Raw genomic sequence first — 15,060 nt, forward strand, 5'->3', positions numbered from 1 at the left:
AATTATCCTTGTCTTTGTTTAAATCTAGGATTCTTTTTATTAATAACGTAAAGTCTACCTTTTCTACGTACTATAATGCACTCGGCACTTCTTTTTTTAACTGATGCTCTTACTTTCATTTTAATAGCCTCTTTAATATCTATAAGTAATTCTTGCTTTAGTCAAATCGTAAGGGCTCATTTCTAATTTTACTCTGTCACCAGGTAATAATTTGATATAATGCATACGCATTTTACCAGAGATATGTGCGATTACAACATGTCCATTTTCTAATTCCACACGAAACATAGCATTTGATAATGCTTCTATAATTGCTCCGTCTTGTTCTATTGCTGATTGTTTTGCCATAAAAACTAAGCTGTTGCTCTTCTATTTTTACCACTTGTCATCATGCTATCATACTGTTTGTTCAGTAAATAAGCATTGACTTGTTGAATTGTATCGATTACAACACTTACCATAATCAATAATGATGTTCCTCCATAAAACATTGCCCAACCTTGTTGAACTCCTAATAAACTTACCACAATAGCAGGAAAAACTGCTATCAACGCTAAGTAAAGAGATCCTGGGAACGTTATTAAAGACATGATTCTATCTAAGAAATCACCTGTTTCTGTACCTGGCTTAACACCTGGTATAAAACCGCCACTTCTCTTAAGATCATCCGCCATCTTATTAGTAGGTACTGTAATTGCGGTGTAAAAGTACGTAAAAATTATGATTAATAAAGCAAAAAGTGCATTATACTCCCAACCAAACACATTATGAAATGTTGTACTGATCGATTTTGCAGTATCTGATGTAGATAAACCTGCTACGGCAGCTGGTACAAACATAATTGCTTGAGCAAAAATAATTGGCATTACACCTGATGCATTTAACTTTAATGGAATCCATTGACGATTACCGCCTAACATAGATTGATCATAAGTTCCTGAAGCACTTCTTCTTGCATATTGAACCGGAATTCGTCTCACTGCAAGAGTTAAATAGATACAAGCAACAATGATTAACAACCATAAAATTACCTCTATAACCACCAACATTGGTCCTCCATTATTTTCTGTGATTCTAGATTGAAACTCTTGTATGAAAGACATTGGTAGTCTCGCAATAATTCCAACCATAATCAATAATGAAATTCCATTTCCAATACCTTTATCAGTAATTTTTTCACCTAGCCACATTGCAAAAACAGTTCCAGTCACTAGTATAATTACTGAAGAAAACAAGAATGAGAAAGAGTTGAAACCTAACAAAAATGCGTCTGGTGGTAATTGCACATACAAGTTATAGATGTAACTAGGCCCTTGTAATAAAGTAATACCAATTGTCAACCATCTTGTTATCTGGTTCATTTTCTTTCTACCGCTTTCTCCATCATTCTGTAATTTTTGCAAATAAGGAACCGCAATTCCCATTAACTGAACTACAATGGAAGCAGAAATATAAGGCATAATACCTAATGCAAATACAGATGCTTGCGCAAATGCACCACCTGTAAAAACATTTATTAACCAACCGATACCTTGATCAGTTTGGTCAGTTAAAGCTTGCAATTTCGTTGCGTCAATACCTGGAAGGGTAACTTGTGTACCAAAACGGTACACAAGCAATAACCCTAAAGTTATCAAGATTTTGTTCTTTAACTCTTCTATTTTCCAAATACTGGCTAATGTTTCAAAAAACTTCTTCATCTTGTTTATTAAGATTTTATAACGTTACAATTTCTCCACCAGCTGCCTCAATTGCTTCTTTAGCAGATACTGAAAACTTGTGTGCAGAAACTTTTAATTTTGCTTTAATCTCTCCACGCCCTAAAACCTTAACTAAACTATTTTTAGAAGTTAATCCTAACTCAACTAAAAGAGCAAAATCAATAGTATCTTTTATAACTCCATTATCAACTAAAGACTGTAATTTCTCTAAGTTGATAACATCGTATTCTACTCTATTGATATTTTTAAAACCAAATTTAGGAACACGTCTTTGAAGTGGCATTTGCCCTCCTTCAAATCCGATCTTTTTAGAATATCCTGAACGTGATTTAGCACCTTTATGTCCTTTTGTAGAAGTTCCTCCTTTACCAGACCCTTCACCACGACCAACACGTTTGTTTTGATTGTGTACTGAACCTTTTGCTGGTTGTAAATTACTTAAATTCATACTCTACAATATTATTTAGCCTCTTCTACAGAAACTAAGTGTTGAACTTTACTTACCATTCCTAAGATAGCTGAAGTAGCTTCATGTTCTACAACTTGACCAATCTTACGAAGTCCTAAAGCCTCTAATGTTCTCTTTTGTACAAGAGGGCAATTAATTTGACTTCTTACTTGTTTTACTTTAATTTTTGACATAATTCTCTCAAATTAACCTTTAAATACTTTTTCTAAAGAAATTCCTCTTTGTTTTGCAACTGTAGAAGCACTTCTTAAACGTAATAAAGCGTCAAAAGTAGCTTTCACCACGTTGTGAGGATTTGAAGAACCTTGAGATTTCGATAATAAATCTTTAATCCCTACAGACTCTACAACTGATCTCACAGAACCTCCAGCGATAACTCCAGTACCTAATGATGCAGGCATCAATAAAACTCTTGCTCCACTAAATTTTCCTTTTTGTTCGTGAGGAATAGTATGACCATTTAAAGGAACTCTAACTAAGTTTTTCTTTGCATCCTCTACTGCTTTAGCGATTGCTTCAGAAACGTCTTTTGACTTACCCAAACCATGACCCACTACACCGTTTTCGTCACCTACAACTACTACAGCTGAAAACCCGAAAGCTCTACCACCTTTAGTAACCTTAGTAACACGGTTTACACTAACCAAACGATCTTTAAGATCAAGACCAGTTGGTTTTACAAATTCTACGTTTTTATAATTTTGATACATAACTAATTAGAATTTTAATCCAGCTTCTCTAGCGCCTTCAGCTAATGATTTAACACGACCGTGGTATAAATAACCTCCTCTATCGAAAGATACAGTTTCTACACCAGCTTTCAAAGCTTTCTCTGCAATTAGTTTCCCAACCGATGCAGCAGTTTCAATATTGGTTCCTCTTGCTATACCAGCTTCTCTTGAAGATGCTGCAGCTAAAGTTACTCCATTCACGTCATCTATGATTTGCGCATAGATTTCTTTATTACTTCTGAATACAGAAAGTCTTGGTTTAGCAGCAGTACCGCTAACAATCTTTCTAATTCTGAATTTAATACGTTGTCTTCTTTCAGATTTTGTTAATGACATAGTCTTAATTTTTAAGCTGATTTACCTGCTTTTCTTCTTAACTCTTCACCCACAAACTTGATACCTTTTCCTTTGTAAGGTTCTGGTTTACGGAATGAACGGATTTTTGCTGCTACTTGACCAACTAATTGTTTGTCAAATGAAGTCAATTTAATAATTGGATTTTTACCTTTTTCAGATATAGTTTCCACTGTAACTTCTTTTGCAATATCCATTACGATATTATGAGAGAAACCTAAAGCTAAATCTAACTTTTGTCCTTGATTAGCAGCACGATATCCTACCCCAACCAATTCCAAACTGATAGTAAATCCTTCTGAAACTCCTTTAACCATATTGTTAATTAAACTACGGTATAATCCGTGTTTTGCTCTTTCGATTTTATCATCTGAAGAACGTTCAACAATTATCTGGTCTTCTTCAATTTTAATACTTACTGTATCAAACTTTTGAGAAAGCTCTCCTAATTTACCTTTTACAACAATCTCTCCTTCTTTAACGTCTACCGTTACTCCTGCAGGGATTGCTATTGGACTTTTACCTATTCTTGACATCTCGTAGTCTTTTTAAATTAGTATACGTAACAAACAACCTCTCCACCAACATTCAATTGTTTCGCTTGTTTTCCTGTCATCAATCCTTTTGATGTTGACACGATAGCGATTCCTAAACCATTTAAGATTCTTGGAAGATCTGATGCAGAAGCGTATTTACGCAAACCTGGTTTACTAATTCTTTGGATATCTCTAATCACAGACTCTTTTGTGTCTTTATCATATTTCAAAGCTATTTTGATTGTTCCTTGAACTGAACTATCATCAAATTTATAGCTTAAGATATATCCTTGATCGAATAATATTTTTGTGATTTCTTTTTTGAAATTCGAAGCTGGAATCTCAACCACTTTATGGTTAGCTCTCACAGCATTTCTAATTCTTGTAAGGAAATCTGCTATTGGATCTGTATACATGTTTTTACCTTTAAATCTTAATTACCAACTTGCCTTTTTTACTCCAGGTATCAAACCGTTATTTGCCATTTCACGGAAAGTAACACGAGAAATACCGAATTGACGCATATACCCTCTTGGTCTTCCTGTCAATTTACATCTATTGTGTAAACGAACTGGAGAAGCATTTTTAGGTAATTTTTGTAACCCTTCGTAATCACCAGCTTCTAAAAGAGCTGTTCTCTTAGCAGCATATTTGTCAACTAATGCTTGTCTTTTAACCTCACGGGCTTTCATTGATTCTTTAGCCATACTTAATTCTTTTTAAAAGGTAATCCTAATTCAGCAAGTAAAGATTTCGCTTCTTTATCTGTAATAGCAGATGTAACGAAAGTGATATCAAAACCAGCGATCTTGTTAACTTTATCGATATTGATTTCCGGGAAAATGATTTGCTCAGTAACACCTAAGTTATAATTTCCTCTTCCATCAAAACCATCAGATTTAATACCTGAAAAGTCTCTTACACGTGGTAAAGCAGAAGTTACTAAACGATCTAAAAATTCATACATTCTCTCTCCGCGTAACGTTACTTTTGCACCAATTGGCATTCCTTTTCTTAATTTAAAAGTAGCAACGTCTTTCTTTGAGATAGTAGCAACTGCTTTTTGTCCTGTAATTTTAGTTAATTCCTCTACAGCGTAATCAACTAATTTTTTGTCAGAAACAGCAGCACCAACTCCACGGCTAACAACGATTTTCTCAAGTTTTGGAACTTGCATTACGTTTTTATAACCGAATTCCTCAGTAAGAGCAGAGATAACTCTGCTTTTATATTCTTCTTTAAGTCTTGGTATATAAGCCATAACTATAATACTTGATTTGATTTTTTAGAAACTCTTACATTTTTTCCATTCTCATTTTTGATAGCTACTCTTGTAACTTCATTTGTCTTAGGATCTACGATCGCTAAGTTAGAGATTTGGATAGGAGCTTCTCTTTTAACAATCCCACCTTGAGGGTTAGAAGCACTAGGCTTCACGTGTTTTGAAATAATATTCACCCCTTCAACAATAGCTTTGTTTTTTTCACGTAAAATACGTACTACTTTACCTTCAGTTCCTTTGTAGTCACCTGCGATAACTCGTACAGTATCTCCTGTTTTTATCTTTAGCTTAATCATGTTTAGAACGAATTATAACACCTCTGGTGCTAATGATACAATTTTCATGAATTGTCTTTCACGAAGCTCTCTTGCAACCGGACCAAAAACACGAGTACCTTTCATCTCACCTGCAGCATTTAACAATACACATGCGTTATCGTCAAATCTGATATAAGATCCATCAGCTCTTCTCACTTCTTTTTTAGTACGAACTACAACTGCAGTTGAAACGCTACCTTTTTTCACGCTCCCGTTTGGAGTTGCTTCTTTAATTGAAACTACAATTTTATCACCTACAGAGGCATAACGACGTTTCGTTCCTCCTAAAACACGGATTGTCAAAACTTCTTTTGCACCCGTATTATCTGCTACTTTAAGTCTAGATTCTTGTTGTACCATAATTATTTCGCTCTTTCAATGATTTCAACTAATCTCCAACATTTTGATTTAGATAATGGACGTGTCTCCATAATCTTTACAGTATCACCAATGTTGCAATCATTTGTTTCGTCGTGTGCAACGTATTTCTTAGTTTTCAACACGAACTTACCATATAATGGGTGTTTTACTCTCTTTGTTTCAGACACAACAATAGATTTCTCCATTTTGTTGCTAGTAACAACACCTATTCTCTCTTTTCTTAATTTTCTATTTTCCATCTTTCGGCAGAATACAATTATTGTAACTCTCTTTTACTTAACTCTGTATTCACTCTTGCAATACTTCTTCTTACAACTTTAAGTTGTATTGGATTCTCGATTGGAGAAATTGCATGAGCAGATCTTAAGTTATTATATGTGCTAGTCAACTGTGTAAGTTGCTCTTGTAATTCAGCTACAGATAGATTTACTATTTCTGATTGTTTCATGATAAAAATTTTATTATGCTTCGAAATCTCTAGCAATTACAAATTTAGTTTTTACAGGAAGTTTTTGAGCAGCTAAGCGTAAAGCTTCTTTCGCTACTGAAATTGGCACTCCACCAACTTCGAACATTATTTTTCCTGGTTTTACCACAGCAACCCAGTATTCTACTGCACCTTTTCCTTTACCCATACGTACTTCTAGAGGCTTCTTAGTGATAGGTTTGTCTGGGAAAATTTTAATCCATAACTGTCCTTCACGCTTCATGAAACGAGTAGCAGCAATACGTGCTGCCTCGATTTGACGTGAAGTGATAAATGAAGAGTCCATAGATTTGATTCCAAACATACCATTTGAAAGTTCATGCCCTCTTTGAGAAATCCCTTTCATTTTACCTTTCTGTACCTTACGGTATTTTGTTCTTTTAGGCTGTAACATTTTTCTTCAGTTTAAAAATTACTTTCTTTTGCGTGGGTTTGGTTTTCCTTTTGGAGATCCTGCTGACTTAGATTGTTTTTTATCCATTCCAGCTAACGGAGAAAGATCTCTTTTACCGTAAACTTCACCTTTCATGATCCACACTTTAATTCCCATTCTACCATAAGTAGTATGAGCTTCAGCAAGTGCATAATCGATATCTGCTCTGAAAGTTGACAACGGAATTCTACCATCTTTGAAAGTCTCAGAACGAGCCATTTCAGCACCGTTTAAACGACCAGAAATCATTACTTTGATTCCTTCTGCATTCATTCTCATCGCTGCAGCTATAGCCATACGGATAGCTCTACGGTAAGAAATTCTGCTCTCAATTTGACGAGCGATACTAGCAGCCACTAAGTATCCATCTAATTCAGGACGTTTGATTTCAAAGATATTGATTTGAATTTCCTTATCAGTAATCTTTTTCAATTCCTCTTTCAACTTGTCTACCTCTTGTCCACCTTTTCCGATAATAATACCAGGTCTGGCAGTAGTGATAGTAACGGTTACAAGTTTTAAAGTTCTCTCAATGATCACTTTAGATACACTAGCTTTTGATAAACGAGCATGGATATACTTTCTGATCTTGTGATCTTCAGCGATTTTATCACCGTAGTCATTTCCACCATACCAGTTTGAGTCCCATCCTCTGATAATACCAAGGCGATTCCCGATTGGATTAGTCTTTTGTCCCATACTGCTTATTAATTGCTTTGTGTGTTATTATTAGATCCTAACACGATTGTAACGTGGTTAGAACGTTTTCTGATTCTGTGTGCTCTACCTTGAGGTGCAGGACGAAGTCTTTTTAACATCATTCCTCCATCTACTCTAATCTCTTTAACGATCAATCCAGCTTCTTCAATATTTGCTTCGCTGTTTTTCGCTTGCCAGTTAGCAATTGCAGATAAAAGTAATTTCTCTAAATTACGAGAAGCTTCTTTTGAACTGAATTTTAATATATTTAGAGCTTTTTCTACTTTCTGTCCTCTTACTAAATCCGCTACTAAACGCATTTTTCTAGGAGAAGTAGGGCAATTGTTTAGCTTTGCAAAAGCAACTTGCTTGTTAGCTTCTTTAATTTGCTCAGCTCTTTCTCTTTTACGAACTCCCATAGCTTCTTATTATTTTTTACCTTTATTCTTTGCACCAGCGTGACCTCTAAAAGATCTTGTTGGTGAAAACTCCCCTAATTTGTGTCCTACCATGTTCTCTGTTACATAAACAGGAACAAACTGACGACCATTATGTACTGCGATAGTTTGTCCAACGAAGTCAGGTGTAATCATTGAAGCTCTAGACCAAGTCTTAATTACTCCATTTTTACCACTCTCTACGTTTACTTGAACTTTCTTCTCTAATTTAAAGTGAACATAAGGTCCTTTTTTTAACGAACGTGCCATGTCTTAATCTTTTATTTCTTTCTACGTTCAACGATATACTTATTACTCGACTTAACTTTAGAACGAGTTCTGTACCCTTTAGCAGGCATCCCGTTTCTAGAACGTGGGTGTCCTCCTGACGAACGACCTTCTCCACCTCCCATTGGGTGATCTACTGGGTTCATTGCTACTGGTCTAGTTCTAGGTCTTCTACCTAACCATCTTGATCTACCTGCTTTACCAGAAACGATTAACTGGTGATCATGATTAGATACTGCTCCGATAGTAGCCATACATTCTAATAAAATCAAACGGATCTCTCCAGATGGCATTTTAATAGTAGCATATTTACCATCTCTAGCAACTAACTGAGCGAAAGTACCTGCTGAACGAGCAATAACAGCTCCTTGTCCAGGACGTAATTCGATACAAGATATAACAGTTCCTAAAGGAATTTTGCTTAAAGGCATAGCATTACCAACTTCTGGCGATGCTTCAAGTCCTGAAACTACAGTTTGTCCAACTTTCATACCGCTTTGAGCAATAACATATGATTTAGCTCCATCAACATAAGCAATCAAAGCGATGAATGCTGTACGGTTTGGATCATATTCTATTGATTTAACAGTAGCTGGGATACCAACTTTAGTTCTTTTAAAATCAACTATACGGTATCTTTGTTTATGACCACCACCCATGTAGCGCATGGTCATTTTTCCTTGACTATTTCTACCTCCAGATTTTTTTTTCGGTGCTAGTAAACTACGCTCCGGCTTATCAGTTGTAATAGCGTCAAAACTATTCACAACTCTAAAACGCTGACCTGGGGTAATAGGTTTTAATTTTCTAACTGACATTATTTATTAGATATTTGAATAAAAGTCTATATTATCTCCTTCTTTCAATTCAACTATTGCTTTCTTATAAGCATTAGTTTTAGCGTTGATCATACCACTTTTTGTGTATTTAACAGAACGCTTCGCAGCATAGTTCATAGTATTAACGCTAACAACTGAAACTCCATATGCAGCCTCAACTGCTTTTTTAATTTCAATTTTATTAGCTCTTCTATCAACAACAAACCCAAAACGACCGAAAATTTCGCCGTCTTTAGTTATTTTTTCTGTAATTATAGGCTTAATTAAAACACTCATGTTCCTATTATTTACTTAAATTTTCTACTATTCCCGCTACAGAACCCTCAGTTAACACTAAACTTCCAGCATTTAAAATACCATAAGTACTTAATTCAGAGTTAGTTACAACAGCAGCCTTCCCTAAATTGCGTGATGACAAATATACATTTTTATTTGATTCACCAAACACAAATAGAGATTTTTTATTTTCCAATCCTAAACCTTTCAATACATTAATGAAATTTTTAGTACTTGGTGTCTCAAAACTAAAGTTCTCAACAACGATTAAATTTGATTCTTTCACCTTGATAGAGAAAGCAGATTTTCTCGCTAAACGTTTTAAAGCTTTGTTTAATTTGAAAGAATAACTTCTAGGTCTTGGCCCAAAAATTCTTCCTCCTCCACGGAACACTGGAGATTTAATACTTCCTGCTCTCGCAGTTCCTGTTCCTTTTTGTTTTTTAATCTTACGAGTACTTCCAGATATCTCAGCTCTTTCTTTAGCTTTATGAGTACCTTGTCTTTGATTTGCTAAATATTGTTTAACATCAAGATATACTGCGTGATTGTTTGGTTCTATACCGAATACTGAATCTAAAAGTTCAACCTTTCTACCAGTATCTTTTCCTGTGATATCTAAAACTTTTACTTCCATTACTTCTGAACGATTACATAAGAGTTTTTGTGTCCAGGAATAGCTCCTTTAACAACAAGTAGATTTTTATCAGCTACTACTTTTAAAACTCTAAGGTTTTGTACTGTTACATTTACTCCTCCCATTCTTCCTGCCATGCGCATTCCTTTGAATACTCTAGAAGGATAAGAAGAAGCTCCTACTGATCCAGGTGCTCTTAAACGGTTTTTTTGTCCGTGAGTAACTTGTCCAACACCACCAAATCCGTGACGCTTAACAACCCCTTGGAAACCTTTACCTTTTGATACACCTTGTACGTCTACAAATTCTCCTTCGTTGAATAAATCAGCAGTGATAACATCACCTAATTTATACTCTCCAGCGAATTCTTTGATTTCAACGACTTTTCTTTTAGCAGATGTTCCAGCTTTCTTAAAGTGACCTAACTCAGCTTTAGTAGCATGCTTCTCTGTCTTGTCATCGAAACCTAGTTGTAACGCTTCATACCCGTCAACCTCAATGGTTCTGACTTGGGTAACGACATTTGGACCTAATTCGATTACTGTACATGGAATATTTTTTCCATTTTCATCGAAAATACTTGTCATGCCGATTTTTTTACCAATTAACCCAGACATAAATATTAATTATTAATTATAAATTCTTTTATTTTTCTAAAAGTACTAAGTATTAAGACCTATCATCTTAATACTTAGTTATAGATTTTACTTGTTATCGTGTAATTATCACACTTTGATTTCTACTTCAACTCCACTAGGTAACTCTAACTTCATTAGAGCATCAATAGTTTTAGAAGATGAAGAATAGATATCTAACAATCTTTTGTATGAACTTAATTCAAACTGCTCTCTAGCTTTCTTGTTCACGTGAGGAGAACGAAGAACAGTAAAGATTTTTTTATGAGTAGGTAATGGAATAGGTCCTGTTACTACTGCTCCTGTACTTTTTACAGTTTTTACGATTTTCTCAGCTGATTTATCAACCAACATATGATCGTAAGATTTTAATTTTATTCTGATTTTTTGACTCATTTTACTCTAAAATTAAGCGTTTCCTTTTGCTTTAGTGATTACTGCCTCTGAAATGTTTGATGGTGTTTCAGAGTAGTGAGAGAACTCCATTGTAGAAGTAGCTCTACCAGATGATAATGTTCTTAATGTAGTTACATAACCAAACATCTCTGATAATGGAACTGAAGCCTTAACAACTTTAGCACCATTTCTATCATCCATACTGTTGATTTGTCCACGACGACGGTTCAAATCCCCAACGATATCACCCATATTTTCTTCAGGAGTCAATACTTCTAACTTCATGATAGGCTCTAAAATGATCGCTCCAGCAGCTTTAGCAGCAGCTTTATATCCCATTTTAGCTGCTAATTCGAATGATAATGCATCCGAGTCAACCGCGTGGTAAGAACCATCAGTTAAAGTTACTTTCATTGAATCCATTTCGAATCCAGCTAAAGGCCCTTGTTTCATCGCCTCTCTAAATCCTTTCTCTACAGAAGGGATATATTCTTTAGGAACGTTACCACCTTTAACTTCATTTACGAACTGTAATCCAACGAATGGTTTTCCATCAACGTCATCAGCAGGCCCCATTTTGAATACAATATCAGCAAATTTACCACGTCCACCAGATTGCTTTTTATAAGCTTCTCTATGTTGTGCATCGCGTGTAAGAGCTTCTTTGTACTCAACTTGTGGTTCTCCTTGATTAACTTCAACTTTAAACTCACGTCTCATACGGTCGATTAATACATCTAGGTGTAACTCTCCCATTCCAGAGATTACAGTTTGTCCAGACGCTTTGTCAGTCTTAACTGTAAAAGTTGGATCCTCCTCAGCTAATTTAGCTAAAGCAGTACCCATTTTATCCATATCCGCTTTTGTTTTTGGTTCAATAGCGATACCGATAACTGGATCAGGGAACACCATACTTTCTAATACGATAGGATTTTTTTCATCACATAAAGTATCTCCAGTTTTAATATCCTTAAATCCAACAGCAGCTCCAATATCTCCAGCCTCAATATATTCAACTGGATTTTGCTTGTTAGCATGCATTTGGTAGATACGAGAAATACGCTCTTTATTTCCAGAACGAGTATTTAACACATAAGAACCAGCATCTAAGTGTCCAGAGTAAGCTCTAAAGAAAGCTAAACGACCTACGAATGGGTCAGTAGCAATTTTAAACGCTAACGCAGCGAACGGCTCAGTAACTGATGGCTTACGAATAATTGGCTCTTCAGTATCAGGATCTGTTCCTTCGATAGCTTCCTTATCCATTGGAGAAGGTAAGTAACGACATACAGCGTCTAACATAAACTGAACACCTTTATTTTTGAATGAAGATCCACAAGTCATAGGAATGATACTCATATCAAGAGTAGCGGCACGTAAAGCAACGTGAATTTCATCCTCTGTGATTGAATTCTCATCTTCCATATATTTCTCAAGAAGATTCTCATCATAAGCAGCAATCTCTTCGATTAACTGACCTCTGTATTGTTTTACTTCAGCCAACATATCTTCTGGGATAGCAACCACATCAAAAGTAGAACCATGATTCTCATCATGCCATACAATTGCACGGTTTTTAACTAAGTCAACGATACCTCTGAAATCTGCTTCATCACCAATAGGTAAAACGATTGGCACTGCATTTGATTTCAACATATCTTTTACTTGCTGACATACCATTAAGAAGTTAGATCCTTGACGGTCCATCTTATTAACGAATCCCATACGTGGAACTTTATAGTTATCAGCTAATCTCCAGTTAGTCTCAGACTGAGGCTCAACACCATCAACTGCACTAAATAAGAATACTAATCCATCTAATACACGTAAAGAACGGTTTACCTCTACAGTAAAGTCAACGTGTCCAGGAGTATCAATAATATTGAAGTGGTACTCCATAGACTCAGGTATTACAGCTCCTTGAGTTGTTGGAAAATTCCAAGTACAAGTAGTAGCTGCTGATGTAATAGTAATCCCTCTTTCAGCCTCTTGCTCCATCCAGTCCATAGTAGAAGATCCTTCGTGAGTCTCTCCCATTTTATGGTTTTTACCAGTGTAGAACAAAATACGTTCAGTAGTTGTAGTCTTACCAGCATCGATGTGTGCAGCGATACCAATGTTTCTTGTATATTTTAAATCTCTTGCCATTGTATATAGTTTCTGTATGGATTAAAATCTAAAGTGAGAGAATGCTTTATTAGCTTCAGCCATTTTATGAGTATCCATTCTCTTTTTAACAGCAGCTCCTTCTTCTTTAGCAGCAGCTAAGATTTCAGACGCTAATTTACCAGCCATAGATTTCTCATTTCTTCTTCTAGCATACAAAATCATCCATTTCATCGCCATAGAGATTTTTCTATCTGGACGAATTTGCATTGGAATTTGGAATGTAGCACCTCCAACACGACGAGAACGAACCTCTACGTGCGGCATAACGTTAGTCAATGCTTCTTTCCATACTTCTAATGAAGATTTTTCTTCATCTTGTTTTTTCTCTTCAACGATTGCTAAAGCATCATAAAATACTTTAAAAGCCGTTGACTTCTTACCGTCCCACATTAAGTTGTTCACAAAACGCGTCACTAATTGATCATTAAATTTTGGATCTGGTAAAAGAGGTCTCTTTTTCGCCTGTCTTTTTCTCATGTCTTCTTCTTAAACGTTTAAACGATTATTTTTTGTCTTTAGGACGTTTTGCTCCGTATTTAGATCTTCTTTGAGTTCTACCGCTTACTCCAGCAGTATCCAAAGCACCACGTACAATGTGGTATCTAACACCTGGCAAATCTTTTACCCTTCCACCTCTAACTAATACTATCGAGTGCTCTTGTAAATTGTGTCCTTCACCTGGGATGTATGCGTTTACTTCATTACCATTTGTTAAACGTACCCTTGCAACTTTACGCATTGCAGAGTTAGGTTTTTTAGGTGTAGTAGTATAAACACGCGTACAAACCCCTCTTCTTTGAGGACAAGAATCCAAAGCAACCGATTTACTCTTCTTAGTCAATTGGGTTCTCCCTGTTCTTACTAATTGTTGAATTGTTGGCATAATGTTTATTAATAATTTCTACAATATATTATTCCGCACTATATACGGGGTTGCAAATGTATAACTATTTTTCAATTATTCAAATCACAAAGCATTAATTTTCAACATAATTAATTTTTTAAATCCAAAATACTACTCACAATAACTTTTTCTTTCCTTTTCAACTATTTCAAAAAAGTTATCAACAATTATATTTAATATCCATTGCTAATTATGCAGTATTAAACACCTATCTATCAAACAATAATAACACCAAAAAAGCTAAATATCACTTATCTCTAATAAAGCACCCTATTCTTTACTGTCAAAAATAAGTTTTCACACCCATTACAAAACTATTCTGTGATCCCAAATTACTTATCCGCTCGTAATTCACTGCGCTTTTCGATTTTTTAATTCCACTATGAACAAATTAATTCCTTAACAACCTCACTAAAAGAAGATGGAACAAACAGCAAATAGCATATGAGTTCAATTTAATAGGATAGTGATACCTATATGATAGGCAGGTGATAGGCTATTTTATAGTACTTTTAAGCCGAGCACATGCCTATCACATACCGACCACCAGCCGACCACCCCTTCTTCAACAGCCTAAAAAAGACATCTTTATGCATTTCTCTTATGTATCAAATCCGCTAATAACGTAGAGACGGGAATGATTTGTACTAAACAGAGTAAGGTCAGTGATTAAAACACACTCTACTGTGCTGTCACACCAAACAGAAGAAATGTAAAGTAGAATTGATTTGTTGTAAATAATAGTTGTTAATTTAAGGTTACACAATTACTTTTAGAAAGTATATTAAAAGACCACAACACTATTATGGTCTTTATTATAGCACAGACCATACTTCATAAACATTATAAACCTACCTACGACAAGCCTACCTACGACAAGCCTACCTACGACAAGCCTACCTACGACAAGCCTACCTACGACAAGCCTACCTACGACAAGCCTACCTACATTAAGCATCCCTTAGAACTACATACTTCGTATAACACTGTAGCCTGCACATGAACTCATAGGTACTGTTTACTAATAAATAAGAGTACTTACCTTAATATAACATACCAAAAACTCAGT

Annotated in this window: 27 protein-coding genes and 1 pseudogene; 1 reads left to right on the forward strand and 27 read right to left on the reverse strand. The window is 35.3% G+C overall.

The window, feature by feature from the left end; genetic code table 11:
• Positions 1 to 2: 2 nt before the first annotated feature.
• From ykgO to rpsL, 27 genes are all read right to left on the reverse strand, one after another.
• Complete coding sequence (gene ykgO, locus LNQ81_RS02640; RefSeq protein WP_002987490.1) at positions 3 to 119, reverse strand: type B 50S ribosomal protein L36; 117 nt, start codon at positions 117 to 119, stop codon at positions 3 to 5.
• Positions 120 to 132: 13 nt separating this feature from the next.
• Positions 133 to 348: a translation initiation factor IF-1 gene (gene infA, locus LNQ81_RS02645; protein WP_002987492.1), complete on the reverse strand. Its 216-nt coding sequence runs from the start codon at positions 346 to 348 to the stop codon at positions 133 to 135.
• A gap of 5 nt (positions 349 to 353) precedes the next feature.
• On the reverse strand, positions 354 to 1,700 hold the full coding sequence (gene secY, locus LNQ81_RS02650) for a preprotein translocase subunit SecY (RefSeq protein WP_229944630.1): 1,347 nt from the start codon (positions 1,698 to 1,700) through the stop codon (positions 354 to 356).
• A gap of 16 nt (positions 1,701 to 1,716) precedes the next feature.
• Positions 1,717 to 2,169 carry a 50S ribosomal protein L15 gene (gene rplO / locus LNQ81_RS02655; protein WP_229944631.1) on the reverse strand — a complete coding sequence of 151 codons (453 nt, stop codon included), beginning with the start codon at positions 2,167 to 2,169 and terminating at the stop codon, positions 1,717 to 1,719.
• A gap of 11 nt (positions 2,170 to 2,180) precedes the next feature.
• Positions 2,181 to 2,363 carry a 50S ribosomal protein L30 gene (rpmD, locus tag LNQ81_RS02660; protein ID WP_229944632.1) on the reverse strand — a complete coding sequence of 61 codons (183 nt, stop codon included), beginning with the start codon at positions 2,361 to 2,363 and terminating at the stop codon, positions 2,181 to 2,183.
• Positions 2,364 to 2,375: 12 nt separating this feature from the next.
• Complete coding sequence (rpsE, locus tag LNQ81_RS02665; protein ID WP_006259479.1) at positions 2,376 to 2,900, reverse strand: 30S ribosomal protein S5; 525 nt, start codon at positions 2,898 to 2,900, stop codon at positions 2,376 to 2,378.
• 6 nt (positions 2,901 to 2,906) lie between these two features.
• A complete protein-coding gene (rplR, locus tag LNQ81_RS02670) occupies positions 2,907 to 3,257 on the reverse strand; it encodes a 50S ribosomal protein L18 (RefSeq protein WP_121964023.1) in 351 nt (116 codons plus the stop codon).
• Positions 3,258 to 3,268: 11 nt separating this feature from the next.
• Positions 3,269 to 3,811 (reverse strand): 50S ribosomal protein L6, encoded by a 543-nt coding sequence (gene rplF / locus LNQ81_RS02675; protein ID WP_229944633.1) that lies wholly within the window; start codon positions 3,809 to 3,811, stop codon positions 3,269 to 3,271.
• Between the two features lie 17 nt (positions 3,812 to 3,828).
• The gene (gene rpsH, locus LNQ81_RS02680; protein ID WP_010251728.1) at positions 3,829 to 4,227 is read right to left on the reverse strand and encodes a 30S ribosomal protein S8; all 399 of its coding nucleotides are present in this window, start codon (positions 4,225 to 4,227) and stop codon (positions 3,829 to 3,831) included.
• A 21-nt stretch (positions 4,228 to 4,248) separates the two neighbouring features.
• Positions 4,249 to 4,518 carry a 30S ribosomal protein S14 gene (rpsN, locus tag LNQ81_RS02685; protein ID WP_006259483.1) on the reverse strand — a complete coding sequence of 90 codons (270 nt, stop codon included), beginning with the start codon at positions 4,516 to 4,518 and terminating at the stop codon, positions 4,249 to 4,251.
• A gap of 2 nt (positions 4,519 to 4,520) precedes the next feature.
• Positions 4,521 to 5,072, reverse strand: a complete 552-nt coding sequence (rplE, locus tag LNQ81_RS02690; protein ID WP_229944634.1) for a 50S ribosomal protein L5 — start codon at positions 5,070 to 5,072, stop codon at positions 4,521 to 4,523.
• A 2-nt stretch (positions 5,073 to 5,074) separates the two neighbouring features.
• The gene (gene rplX / locus LNQ81_RS02695; RefSeq protein ID WP_229944635.1) at positions 5,075 to 5,389 is read right to left on the reverse strand and encodes a 50S ribosomal protein L24; all 315 of its coding nucleotides are present in this window, start codon (positions 5,387 to 5,389) and stop codon (positions 5,075 to 5,077) included.
• Between the two features lie 12 nt (positions 5,390 to 5,401).
• On the reverse strand, positions 5,402 to 5,770 hold the full coding sequence (gene rplN / locus LNQ81_RS02700; RefSeq protein ID WP_121964027.1) for a 50S ribosomal protein L14: 369 nt from the start codon (positions 5,768 to 5,770) through the stop codon (positions 5,402 to 5,404).
• Positions 5,771 to 5,772: 2 nt separating this feature from the next.
• The gene (gene rpsQ / locus LNQ81_RS02705) at positions 5,773 to 6,030 is read right to left on the reverse strand and encodes a 30S ribosomal protein S17 (protein ID WP_121964028.1); all 258 of its coding nucleotides are present in this window, start codon (positions 6,028 to 6,030) and stop codon (positions 5,773 to 5,775) included.
• A gap of 17 nt (positions 6,031 to 6,047) precedes the next feature.
• A complete protein-coding gene (rpmC, locus tag LNQ81_RS02710) occupies positions 6,048 to 6,239 on the reverse strand; it encodes a 50S ribosomal protein L29 (RefSeq protein ID WP_229944636.1) in 192 nt (63 codons plus the stop codon).
• Positions 6,240 to 6,252: 13 nt separating this feature from the next.
• On the reverse strand, positions 6,253 to 6,672 hold the full coding sequence (gene rplP / locus LNQ81_RS02715; protein WP_229944637.1) for a 50S ribosomal protein L16: 420 nt from the start codon (positions 6,670 to 6,672) through the stop codon (positions 6,253 to 6,255).
• Between the two features lie 18 nt (positions 6,673 to 6,690).
• A complete protein-coding gene (gene rpsC, locus LNQ81_RS02720; RefSeq protein WP_229944639.1) occupies positions 6,691 to 7,410 on the reverse strand; it encodes a 30S ribosomal protein S3 in 720 nt (239 codons plus the stop codon).
• Positions 7,411 to 7,418: 8 nt separating this feature from the next.
• On the reverse strand, positions 7,419 to 7,829 hold the full coding sequence (gene rplV, locus LNQ81_RS02725) for a 50S ribosomal protein L22 (protein WP_229944640.1): 411 nt from the start codon (positions 7,827 to 7,829) through the stop codon (positions 7,419 to 7,421).
• Positions 7,830 to 7,838: 9 nt separating this feature from the next.
• Positions 7,839 to 8,117: a 30S ribosomal protein S19 gene (rpsS, locus tag LNQ81_RS02730; protein WP_229944641.1), complete on the reverse strand. Its 279-nt coding sequence runs from the start codon at positions 8,115 to 8,117 to the stop codon at positions 7,839 to 7,841.
• Positions 8,118 to 8,128: 11 nt separating this feature from the next.
• Complete coding sequence (gene rplB, locus LNQ81_RS02735; protein ID WP_229944643.1) at positions 8,129 to 8,953, reverse strand: 50S ribosomal protein L2; 825 nt, start codon at positions 8,951 to 8,953, stop codon at positions 8,129 to 8,131.
• Positions 8,954 to 8,959: 6 nt separating this feature from the next.
• Entirely contained in the window at positions 8,960 to 9,250 is a 291-nt protein-coding gene (gene rplW / locus LNQ81_RS02740; protein WP_229944645.1) for a 50S ribosomal protein L23, read from the reverse strand.
• A gap of 7 nt (positions 9,251 to 9,257) precedes the next feature.
• Positions 9,258 to 9,887, reverse strand: a complete 630-nt coding sequence (gene rplD / locus LNQ81_RS02745) for a 50S ribosomal protein L4 (protein WP_229944647.1) — start codon at positions 9,885 to 9,887, stop codon at positions 9,258 to 9,260.
• Positions 9,887 to 10,504 carry a 50S ribosomal protein L3 gene (gene rplC, locus LNQ81_RS02750; RefSeq protein ID WP_229944648.1) on the reverse strand — a complete coding sequence of 206 codons (618 nt, stop codon included), beginning with the start codon at positions 10,502 to 10,504 and terminating at the stop codon, positions 9,887 to 9,889. Before rplC ends, rplD begins: the two co-directional genes overlap by 1 nt.
• Positions 10,505 to 10,612: 108 nt before the next feature.
• On the reverse strand, positions 10,613 to 10,918 hold the full coding sequence (gene rpsJ, locus LNQ81_RS02755; protein WP_006259497.1) for a 30S ribosomal protein S10: 306 nt from the start codon (positions 10,916 to 10,918) through the stop codon (positions 10,613 to 10,615).
• Positions 10,919 to 10,930: 12 nt separating this feature from the next.
• A complete protein-coding gene (fusA, locus tag LNQ81_RS02760) occupies positions 10,931 to 13,066 on the reverse strand; it encodes an elongation factor G (protein ID WP_229944650.1) in 2,136 nt (711 codons plus the stop codon).
• A 21-nt stretch (positions 13,067 to 13,087) separates the two neighbouring features.
• Positions 13,088 to 13,564: a 30S ribosomal protein S7 gene (gene rpsG / locus LNQ81_RS02765; protein WP_229944651.1), complete on the reverse strand. Its 477-nt coding sequence runs from the start codon at positions 13,562 to 13,564 to the stop codon at positions 13,088 to 13,090.
• 25 nt (positions 13,565 to 13,589) lie between these two features.
• The gene (gene rpsL / locus LNQ81_RS02770) at positions 13,590 to 13,970 is read right to left on the reverse strand and encodes a 30S ribosomal protein S12 (protein WP_090410210.1); all 381 of its coding nucleotides are present in this window, start codon (positions 13,968 to 13,970) and stop codon (positions 13,590 to 13,592) included.
• Positions 13,971 to 14,858: 888 nt separating this feature from the next.
• Here rpsL and LNQ81_RS18240 point away from each other — a divergent pair.
• Positions 14,859 to 14,945 (forward strand): annotated as a pseudogene (locus LNQ81_RS18240) (pentapeptide repeat-containing protein); the annotation flags it as partial.
• Between the last annotated feature and the right edge of the window lie 115 nt (positions 14,946 to 15,060).

This window comes from Myroides oncorhynchi (assembly GCF_020905415.1).
Classification (GTDB): Bacteria; Bacteroidota; Bacteroidia; order Flavobacteriales; family Flavobacteriaceae; genus Flavobacterium; species Flavobacterium oncorhynchi_A.

Excerpts from the sequence above, each read along its gene's own strand:
- rplW (WP_229944645.1), bottom strand. The coding sequence starts at position 9,250 with ATGAGTGTTTTAATTAAGCCTATAATTACAGAAAAAATAACTAAAGAC.
- rpsJ (WP_006259497.1), bottom strand. The coding sequence starts at position 10,918 with ATGAGTCAAAAAATCAGAATAAAATTAAAATCTTACGATCATATGTTG.
- infA (WP_002987492.1), bottom strand. The coding sequence starts at position 348 with ATGGCAAAACAATCAGCAATAGAACAAGACGGAGCAATTATAGAAGCA.
- rpsN (WP_006259483.1), bottom strand. The coding sequence starts at position 4,518 with ATGGCTAAAGAATCAATGAAAGCCCGTGAGGTTAAAAGACAAGCATTA.
- rplO (WP_229944631.1), bottom strand. The coding sequence starts at position 2,169 with ATGAATTTAAGTAATTTACAACCAGCAAAAGGTTCAGTACACAATCAA.
- rplB (WP_229944643.1), bottom strand. The coding sequence starts at position 8,953 with ATGTCAGTTAGAAAATTAAAACCTATTACCCCAGGTCAGCGTTTTAGA.
- rpsL (WP_090410210.1), bottom strand. The coding sequence starts at position 13,970 with ATGCCAACAATTCAACAATTAGTAAGAACAGGGAGAACCCAATTGACT.
- rpsC (WP_229944639.1), bottom strand. The coding sequence starts at position 7,410 with ATGGGACAAAAGACTAATCCAATCGGGAATCGCCTTGGTATTATCAGA.
- rplE (WP_229944634.1), bottom strand. The coding sequence starts at position 5,072 with ATGGCTTATATACCAAGACTTAAAGAAGAATATAAAAGCAGAGTTATC.
- rpsE (WP_006259479.1), bottom strand. The coding sequence starts at position 2,900 with ATGTATCAAAATTATAAAAACGTAGAATTTGTAAAACCAACTGGTCTT.
- rplF (WP_229944633.1), bottom strand. The coding sequence starts at position 3,811 with ATGTCAAGAATAGGTAAAAGTCCAATAGCAATCCCTGCAGGAGTAACG.
- rplP (WP_229944637.1), bottom strand. The coding sequence starts at position 6,672 with ATGTTACAGCCTAAAAGAACAAAATACCGTAAGGTACAGAAAGGTAAA.
- rpsG (WP_229944651.1), bottom strand. The coding sequence starts at position 13,564 with ATGAGAAAAAGACAGGCGAAAAAGAGACCTCTTTTACCAGATCCAAAA.
- rpsH (WP_010251728.1), bottom strand. The coding sequence starts at position 4,227 with ATGTATACAGATCCAATAGCAGATTTCCTTACAAGAATTAGAAATGCT.
- rplV (WP_229944640.1), bottom strand. The coding sequence starts at position 7,829 with ATGGGAGTTCGTAAAAGAGAAAGAGCTGAGCAAATTAAAGAAGCTAAC.
- rpsS (WP_229944641.1), bottom strand. The coding sequence starts at position 8,117 with ATGGCACGTTCGTTAAAAAAAGGACCTTATGTTCACTTTAAATTAGAG.
- rplD (WP_229944647.1), bottom strand. The coding sequence starts at position 9,887 with ATGGAAGTAAAAGTTTTAGATATCACAGGAAAAGATACTGGTAGAAAG.
- rpmD (WP_229944632.1), bottom strand. The coding sequence starts at position 2,363 with ATGTCAAAAATTAAAGTAAAACAAGTAAGAAGTCAAATTAATTGCCCT.
- rpmC (WP_229944636.1), bottom strand. The coding sequence starts at position 6,239 with ATGAAACAATCAGAAATAGTAAATCTATCTGTAGCTGAATTACAAGAG.
- secY (WP_229944630.1), bottom strand. The coding sequence starts at position 1,700 with ATGAAGAAGTTTTTTGAAACATTAGCCAGTATTTGGAAAATAGAAGAG.
- fusA (WP_229944650.1), bottom strand. The coding sequence starts at position 13,066 with ATGGCAAGAGATTTAAAATATACAAGAAACATTGGTATCGCTGCACAC.
- rplX (WP_229944635.1), bottom strand. The coding sequence starts at position 5,389 with ATGATTAAGCTAAAGATAAAAACAGGAGATACTGTACGAGTTATCGCA.
- rplN (WP_121964027.1), bottom strand. The coding sequence starts at position 5,770 with ATGGTACAACAAGAATCTAGACTTAAAGTAGCAGATAATACGGGTGCA.
- rplR (WP_121964023.1), bottom strand. The coding sequence starts at position 3,257 with ATGTCATTAACAAAATCTGAAAGAAGACAACGTATTAAATTCAGAATT.
- ykgO (WP_002987490.1), bottom strand. The coding sequence starts at position 119 with ATGAAAGTAAGAGCATCAGTTAAAAAAAGAAGTGCCGAGTGCATTATA.
- rplC (WP_229944648.1), bottom strand. The coding sequence starts at position 10,504 with ATGTCTGGGTTAATTGGTAAAAAAATCGGCATGACAAGTATTTTCGAT.
- rpsQ (WP_121964028.1), bottom strand. The coding sequence starts at position 6,030 with ATGGAAAATAGAAAATTAAGAAAAGAGAGAATAGGTGTTGTTACTAGC.